General features: G+C 71.0%; 6 protein-coding genes. All 6 read right to left on the bottom strand.

What is annotated here, in order from left to right:
• Positions 1 to 310: 310 nt before the first annotated feature.
• Genes KXC43_RS30490 through cpaB form a run of 6 tightly spaced genes read right to left on the bottom strand, consistent with a single transcriptional unit; the run spans position 311 to position 7,264 of the window.
• Complete coding sequence (locus KXC43_RS30490; RefSeq protein WP_308129320.1) at positions 311 to 1,975, bottom strand: GAF domain-containing sensor histidine kinase; 1,665 nt, start codon at positions 1,973 to 1,975, stop codon at positions 311 to 313.
• A 53-nt stretch (positions 1,976 to 2,028) separates the two neighbouring features.
• The gene (locus KXC43_RS30485) at positions 2,029 to 2,943 is read right to left on the bottom strand and encodes a type II secretion system F family protein (RefSeq protein ID WP_221379634.1); all 915 of its coding nucleotides are present in this window, start codon (positions 2,941 to 2,943) and stop codon (positions 2,029 to 2,031) included.
• Between the two features lie 4 nt (positions 2,944 to 2,947).
• Positions 2,948 to 3,901, bottom strand: a complete 954-nt coding sequence (locus tag KXC43_RS30480) for a type II secretion system F family protein (protein ID WP_221379633.1) — start codon at positions 3,899 to 3,901, stop codon at positions 2,948 to 2,950.
• Positions 3,898 to 5,286 carry a TadA family conjugal transfer-associated ATPase gene (locus tag KXC43_RS30475; RefSeq protein ID WP_255645084.1) on the bottom strand — a complete coding sequence of 463 codons (1,389 nt, stop codon included), beginning with the start codon at positions 5,284 to 5,286 and terminating at the stop codon, positions 3,898 to 3,900. The genes KXC43_RS30480 and KXC43_RS30475 overlap by 4 nt, the downstream gene beginning before the upstream one ends.
• On the bottom strand, positions 5,283 to 6,464 hold the full coding sequence (locus KXC43_RS30470; RefSeq protein WP_221379632.1) for a CpaE/TadZ family protein: 1,182 nt from the start codon (positions 6,462 to 6,464) through the stop codon (positions 5,283 to 5,285). Before KXC43_RS30470 ends, KXC43_RS30475 begins: the two co-directional genes overlap by 4 nt.
• Positions 6,461 to 7,264 carry a Flp pilus assembly protein CpaB gene (cpaB, locus tag KXC43_RS30465; protein WP_221379631.1) on the bottom strand — a complete coding sequence of 268 codons (804 nt, stop codon included), beginning with the start codon at positions 7,262 to 7,264 and terminating at the stop codon, positions 6,461 to 6,463. The genes KXC43_RS30470 and cpaB overlap by 4 nt, the downstream gene beginning before the upstream one ends.
• Between the last annotated feature and the right edge of the window lie 23 nt (positions 7,265 to 7,287).

Genomic DNA, 7,287 nt, shown 5'->3' with positions numbered 1-7,287 from the left:
TGTGGGAGAGTAGGACGCCGCCGGACTCAACGTGAACAGTAGGCCCACCCCTTACCGGGGTGGGCCTACTGCCATTTCCGGACCATTTCTTACGCCGGCCGACGAAACGCCGGCCGACGAAACGCCGGCCGACGAAACGCCGGCTACCCGGCCGCACAGCTCGGGCCGCGACCGCGGATCGGCTACAAGACAAGCCGTCTCGTCTCGCCAGCTGTGCCGAGACGAGACGGTTCGGCTCGCCAGTCGCAGCGAGACACGAGACGGTCCGTCTCGCGCCAGGCCGCGACGAGGTGTGCGGACGGCTTCAGCGCTATCTGGGAAGTGACAGGCAGACTGTGGTGCCGCCGCCGGGGGTCTCCTCGAGGATGATCTTGCCGCTGTGGCGCTCGAGGATGCGCAGGCAGGTGGAGAGGCCTATGCCGTAGCCCTTCTGGTGCTGGGGATCGACCTGGGCGAACATCTCGAACACGCGCTCACGCTGTTCGGCGGGGATGCCGATGCCGTTGTCGGCTATTCGGATCACCCAGCGGTCGGGCCGGGACGAGGCGCTGACCGAGATGCGGCAGGGGCGGTCGGGATGGCGGTACTTCATGGCGTTGTCCATGAGGTTCTGCAGGAGTTGGCGCAGCAGCACCGGGTCGCCCTGGATGGTGGGCAGGTCGTCGGTGGCGGAGATCTGAGCCTGGCTGCTCTCCGTGGCGGTGCGCAGGTCGGCCAGCACGTCCAGCAGCACGGCGTTGAGCTGTACCGGTTCTGCCTGGTACGGGGTCTGGCCGGCCCGGGCGTACTTCAGCAGCGCGTCCACCAGCTTCTGCATCCGCTCCACCGAGCGGATCGCCCCGGTCAACCACTTCCCGGCGCGATCGTCGAGGTTCGTGGAGTATTCGCCTACCAGCAGGTCCAGGAAGCCGTGGGCGGCCGCCATCGGACGCACCAGGTCGTGGCTGACTGTGCCGGCGAAGTGTTCCAGTTCCTCGTTGGAACGACGCAGCTCGACCAGTGCGGCTGACAACGCCTCGCCGCGGGCCGCGATCTCGGCGCTGGCCCCCTCGATCTCGCGACGGTACGCGCGGTCGGCGGTTACGTCGTGCAACGCGATCACCGCGCCCTGCACCCGGCCCGTGTCGTCCACCATGCGGCGTCCCGTACAGCTCAGTTGCATGACCGGACGACCCGGTGCCCGCACTGTCATCTCGGCGTTCTGCACCAGCCCTTCGCGCAGAGCGCGCAGCAACGGCACCTCGTCCGGCTGCAGGCGGCGCGTTCCGTCGGCGTCGAACAGGCCGTAGTGATCGGGCAGCGCGGCCGGGTCCAGGGAAGCGTCGGCCTCCAGCCCGTGCCATTCCCGGGCGGCCCGGTTGAACATGGTGACGTGGCCGTCCGCGTCCGAGACCACCACGCCCACGTCGATCGTCTCGAGCACCGTGGTGGTGAACTGCTTGCGCAGCTCGGCCTCGATGGCGAGCTTCTCGTTGAGCCGGGCCTGACGGCGCCGCTCGAACAGGGCCACCAGCACGTCGGCCAGGTCGGCGAGGCGTCCGGCCTGGTCGTCGGTGAGTTCCTTGACGCAGTCGTCGAAGACGCACAGCGTCCCCAGGGCGTACCCCTCGGGGGTGATCAGCGGCGCCGAGGCGTAGAACCGGACGGCGGCCAGCTTGCCGGTGACCCAGGGGTTGTCGCGGTAGAGCGGATGCTCGCGAGCGTCGCTGACGTGCACGAACTGGCCGGAGCGGAACTGGATGGCGCACATCGAGTCGGACCGGGCCGTGTTGCCGCCCTCGAAGCCGTACGTGGTGAGCTGGCACTGCCGGCTCTCGTCGATCAGGTTGAGCGTGGCGGTCGGCACCCCGGCGATCAGCGCCGCGACCCGCACCACGGTGGTCAGCTCGTCGTCGGCGGGCGCGTCGAGCAGGCAGTACTCGTGCAGGAGGGCGAGCCGGCGTTCCTCGTCGAGGTCAGTGCCGACAGTGATCACCTCCACTCATCGGCAGGAGGCGCTGCCGTCTGAGCGGTGTGCCCGGGCCAGGCTCACAAACCACCGGTCATGATGTTGATGATGGCCGGCCCCAGCACCACGATGAAGATCACCGGGAACAGGCAGAAGATGACCGGGAAGAGCAGCTTGACCGTCACCTTCTGAGCCTTCTCCTCGGCGTACTGGCGGCGGCGGGTGCGCTGTTCGAGGGAGTGCTCGCGCAGGATGCCGGCCACCGAGATGCCCAGTTCACCGGCCTGCACGAGCGCCGTGATGAGCGTTTTCAGGTCACGTACGGTGGTCCGCGCGGCCAGCGAACGCAGGGCCTCCGTGCGGGGCACGCCGAGGCGCATCTCCTGCAGCACGCGGTTGATCTCGTCGGGCATGGGGCCGCGCAGCAGCACCGCCACCTGGGCCATGGCCGCGTCCAGGCCGAGGCCGGACTCGACCCCGATGACCATGGCGTCGAGCACGTCGGGCAGGGCCCGGGTCAGCGCCGCCTGCCGCTTGGCGCCGGCGTTGTACACGAGCAGATCGGGGATGTTCATGCCGGCCAGAGCACCCGCCAGCAGGCCGGGCAGCGCCCACGGGCCGCCCGAGCGTGTGCCGACCCACCAGCCCAGCAGACCGAGCGCCGCGGCGCCCACCACCCGGGCCCGGATGACCCGGTCGAGCGGCCATTCGGAGGGGTTCCCGGCGTAGTCGAGCCCCTGGGACAGCCGCTGCCGGATCCGGGGCTGGGTGATGACGTCGCCGATCTGCTGGATCACCCGGACGACGGGGGCACGAAGCCTGCCGCCGAGGGGGCGTCCGACTGCCCGGGACGCGTTACGGCTGCTCTCGAACTCGGCGAGGATGCGCAGCATCCGCTGGCGGCGGCCGGCCGGGATGGTGACGGCGGCCGCGGCACAGGCGACCGCCAGCACGGCGGCAGCCGCGGCGATCGGGACCAGCGTTCCGGCCGTCATGGGGTCAGACCTCGATCTTCGTGACCGAGCGCAGCCACAGGCTGCCGACGATGACCATCAGGAGCGCCACGCCCAGGACGACCAGGCCGAGGGCACTCTGCCAGAGCACCTGCATGTATTCGCGCCGGGTGAGGAACAGCAGGCCGGTGGCGAAGATCGGCAGGGCGACCAGCACGTACGCCGAGATGCGGCCCTCGGCCGACAGCGAGCGCACGTGCCGGCGCAGGTAGGCGCGCTCGCGCATGGTCTCGGCGGTGGTCTGCAGGACGTCGGACAGGCTGCCGCCGGTCTCCTTCTGCAGGCGCAGGGCCAGCGTGAGCCAGCCCAGTTCGGGGCTCTGCAGGCGCTCGCCGGCTCGCTCCAGCGCATCCTCGAAGTCGCCGCTGATCCGCGACTCGGACAGGGCCCGGGCGAACTCCTCGGCCACCGGCCCCTCGTCGTCGCGGACCGCGGCGTCGACCGACTGCTGCAGCGTGAAGCCGGAGCGCAGCGCGCTCAGGACCAGCTGGAGCAGAGCCGGCAGGTCGTCGGCGAACCGCTGCCGGCGTCGGCTAATTTCGCTGTTGAGCAGGATGCCCGGCACCAGGAAGCCGAGCAGCAGGCCGAGCACGAACCCGGCGACGACGTGGAGCAGGACGGCCAGCGCGACTGCGGAGGTGACCGCGACGCCGGCCCGCAGGACCAGCCACTCGGTGGGGCGCATCTGGGCGCCGGCCTGGTCGAGCTTGACCGTCGACCGGGCGGCCAGCCTGGTCAGGCCGGGGGACTGCTCGACCACGTCGCCCGCCGCGTGCTGGAGGCGGCGCAGCAGGGGCTCGTCGTTCCGGCGGTCGCCCACGGTGTACTGCTTCAGCGTGGTCAGGCGGCGCTGCATCGGCGTACGGCCGAAGATCCTCTCGACCAGGACGAAGAACAGCAGGAACGCGGCCGCGGCGGAGGACACCGCGACGAGGATCATCGGGCACCGCTGAAGATGCCGGCGGGCAGGGTCACGCCGTACATGGCCAGGGCGTCGACGAACCGGGGGCGGATGCCGGTCGGCCTGAGCTGGGCCAGGTGGGGCGGGACGTCGCTGGTGACCTCGAGCAGGAACAGGTCCTGGAGCGTGACGGTGTCGCCCTCCATGCCGACGACCTCGGTGATGTGGCTGACCTTGCGCGAGCCGTCCTTGAACCGGGTGATCTGGATGATCAGGTCGACGGCCGACGAGATCTGGTCGCGGATGGCCCGGCTCGGCAGGTCCATGCCGGCCATCAGCACCATGGTCTCGAGCCGGCTGACGGCGTCGCGTGGCGTGTTCGCGTGCAGGGTGGTCAGCGAGCCGTCGTGACCGGTGTTCATGGCCTGCAGCATGTCGAGCGCGGCGGCGTCGCGGACCTCGCCGACGACGATCCGGTCGGGGCGCATCCGCAGCGCGTTGCGCACCAGGTCGCGGGCGTTCACCGTGCCCCGGCCCTCGGCGTTGGCCGGGCGCGATTCCAGGCGTACGACATGGTCCTGCCCCAGACGCAGCTCGGCGGCGTCCTCGATGGTCACGATGCGCTCGTCGGCCGGCACGAAGCTGGAGAGCACGTTGAGGATCGTCGTCTTGCCGGAGCCGGTGCCGCCGCTGACCAGCACGTTGCGGTGCCCGCGGACGCAGGCGTCGAGGAACTCGGCGGCGGGCCGGGTCATCGTGCCGTACGAGATGAGGTCGCCCACGGTCAGCGGCGTCGCCGAGAATTTCCGGATCGTGAGCGACGCGCCGTCCAGGGCGATCGGCGGCACGATGGCGTTGACGCGGCTGCCGTCGGGCAGACGGGCGTCGACCATCGGGCTGGCCTCGTCGACGCGGCGGCCGACCCGGGCGCAGATGCGGTCGATGATCCGGCGCAGGTGGGATTCGTCGTCGAACTCCACCTCGGTGCGCTCGATGCGGCCGAACCGTTCCACGTAGACGTTCTTGGCGCCGTTGGCCATCACCTCGTTGACCGACGGATCGCGCAGCAGCCCCTCGATCGGCCCGTGCCCGAGGACCTCGTCGGTGATCTCCTTGACGATGCGCGCCCGGTCGCTGCCGGAGAGCGGGGTCTCCTCCCGGGCCAGCAGGTCGGAGAGCACGTCGCGGACGCGGGCATCGAGCGCCTCGTCCTCGCCGCGACTGGCGTACAGCGTCGGGCCGAGCTCGTCGGCCAGCCGGCGCTGGATTCTCAGGCGTACGTCGTAGACCGGGTCCGCCGCCTGCCGCCCGGCCGCCCGGTAGCGGTTCGCGGATCCGCGCCGGTCGGCCTCCTCCGGGTGCTCGGACTCCTCCTCGGCGTTGATCTTGTTCCCGTACATGCCGAGCCGGGCGGACAGGCTCATCGCGGCACCTTCTTCCGGCGGCCGAACAGGCCGCGTTTCGGCTCCTGCGCGGTCTCCGTGCCGGCGCAGCGGTCGGCGAGCTGCCGGATCGCCCGGCTGACCGGGTGCAGCGGCTCGGTGACCATCAGCGGCTCGCCCTGGTTGACCGAGAGGGGCACGTCGCGGCTGGAGGGCACGAGCGACGCGAACGGCATGCCGATCGCCTCCTCGACGTCGGCCGTGGTCAGACCGACCTGGGTGTTGGCGCGGTTGAAGACGAGCAGGCTGCGGTCGCGCGGGTACTCCAGCATGTCGAACATCTCGACGGTCAGGCGCACCGATTTGAGCGTCGGCAGGTCGGGCGTGACGATCGGCACGAACCAGTCGGAGACGTCCAGCGCGGCCAGCACCTGATCGGTGACGATGGCCGGGGTGTCGATGATGATGAAGTCGTAGTGCGGCCGGGCCACGTCGAGGATCTCCAGCACGAGCTCGCGGCGGACGTGCTCGCCCTGCGCCGGGTTGCCCGGCGCGAGCAGCGCGTCGACCCCGGGCCGGTACGGGGTGACGATCGACCGCAGACCGGGCTCGTCGAGGCGGCCCGCCATCGCGATGCCGCCGGCGATGCTGCGGTCGGGCGGCAGCTTCAACATGATGGCCACGTCGCCGAACTGGAGGTCGAGGTCGACGATCAGCACCCGCCGGGCGCCGCCGGCCCACAACGCCACGGCCAGGTTGATCGCGACGAAGCTGCGGCCGCAGCCGCCCTTGCCGGCGAACACGGTGATGATGCGGCCGAGCGGCGTGCCCTCGGCGCCGGAGCGGAGCGACGTGCTGAGCGCCTTGGAGATGTCGACCGAGCGGCTGGTCGCCTGCCGGACCCTGTCCCAGTCGGACTCCTCGACGACGTCGCGGACGCCGGCCTGCAGACAGCGGATGACCTCGGCCGGCAGGATCGTGCGGCGGATCAGCACCACGCCGATGAGAGGCCGCTGCAGCCTCTGGTAGGCGGTGAACATCAGCGCCTCGTCGAGGTCGACGCTCGCTCCGACGAGGACCAGCAGCGTCTCGGGGTAGCGGGGCAGGTGGGCCTCGAGCTCAGCCATGCTGTGCACGATGGCGCCGCCGACCGACTGGAACTCGGGCCCGCGCTCGGCCAGCATCTCGCGATCCGGCTCGAGGTAGACGTAGAGACTCATCCGGCATCCCCGCTCTCGACGACGGTCGGCGTGGCGGTCACGGTCGCCTTCGCGCCCTGCAACGCCAGGTGCAGGTAGCCGCGGTTGTAGCCGTTGATCAGCGCTTCGGCCTGGTCGGGGGTGACGGCCAGGGTGGCCACGTAGCGCAGCAGGGTGACGGTGGTCGTGGGGCTGGGAGCAGGGCTCGCACCGGCCGGGCCCGAGGCGTGCGGGTGTCCGCTCGGTGAGAGCAACGTGGCGATGTTGGGCGGAACGCTCTCGCCGACACTGAGGACCGTGGCCGTCGGCAGCACGACCCAGGTCTTCTGCGGATTCTCCGGGGTGTCGCTCTTGGGCGCGGTGACGTACACGGTCACCTTGTCGCCGCGCTTGACGTTGCCGGCCACCTGCCGGGCGATGCCGAGTTCGACGCTGATGGCGAGCTGCCTGGGCGGCACCTTGAAGGTCGCCGCCGGCTTGGCGGCCGCCTTCGCGGCCGGGTCGAACTGCCGGGTCAGCAGCATCTGGTCGGGTTGCAGGGTGGCGTTGAGCGCCTTGGCGTCGAGCGCCGGGTCGAGCTTGGTCAGGGCCCCGGACGGCACGGTCTCGGCCGGCATCAGCACCTGCCGCACCAGACGCCGCGAGCGGATCTGGGCGCCGGTCGTGCCGCTCGGGATCGCCTCGGTGGCCAGGAGCACCCAGACGCCCTTCTTGCCCTCGACGGCTCGGCGGTCGGCGCCGCCGGCGTAGGCGACCACCGCCACCGCGCTGAGGATCGCCAGCACGGCGGCGACGCCCAGCAGCACGATCCGTCGGCTCATGTCCCCTGCCCCCTTCGCGGCCC

This window comes from Paractinoplanes polyasparticus, from assembly GCF_019710575.1.
Lineage (GTDB): Bacteria > Actinomycetota > Actinomycetes > Mycobacteriales > Micromonosporaceae > Actinoplanes > Actinoplanes polyasparticus.
This window is presented reverse-complemented; position numbering and strand designations above follow the sequence as displayed.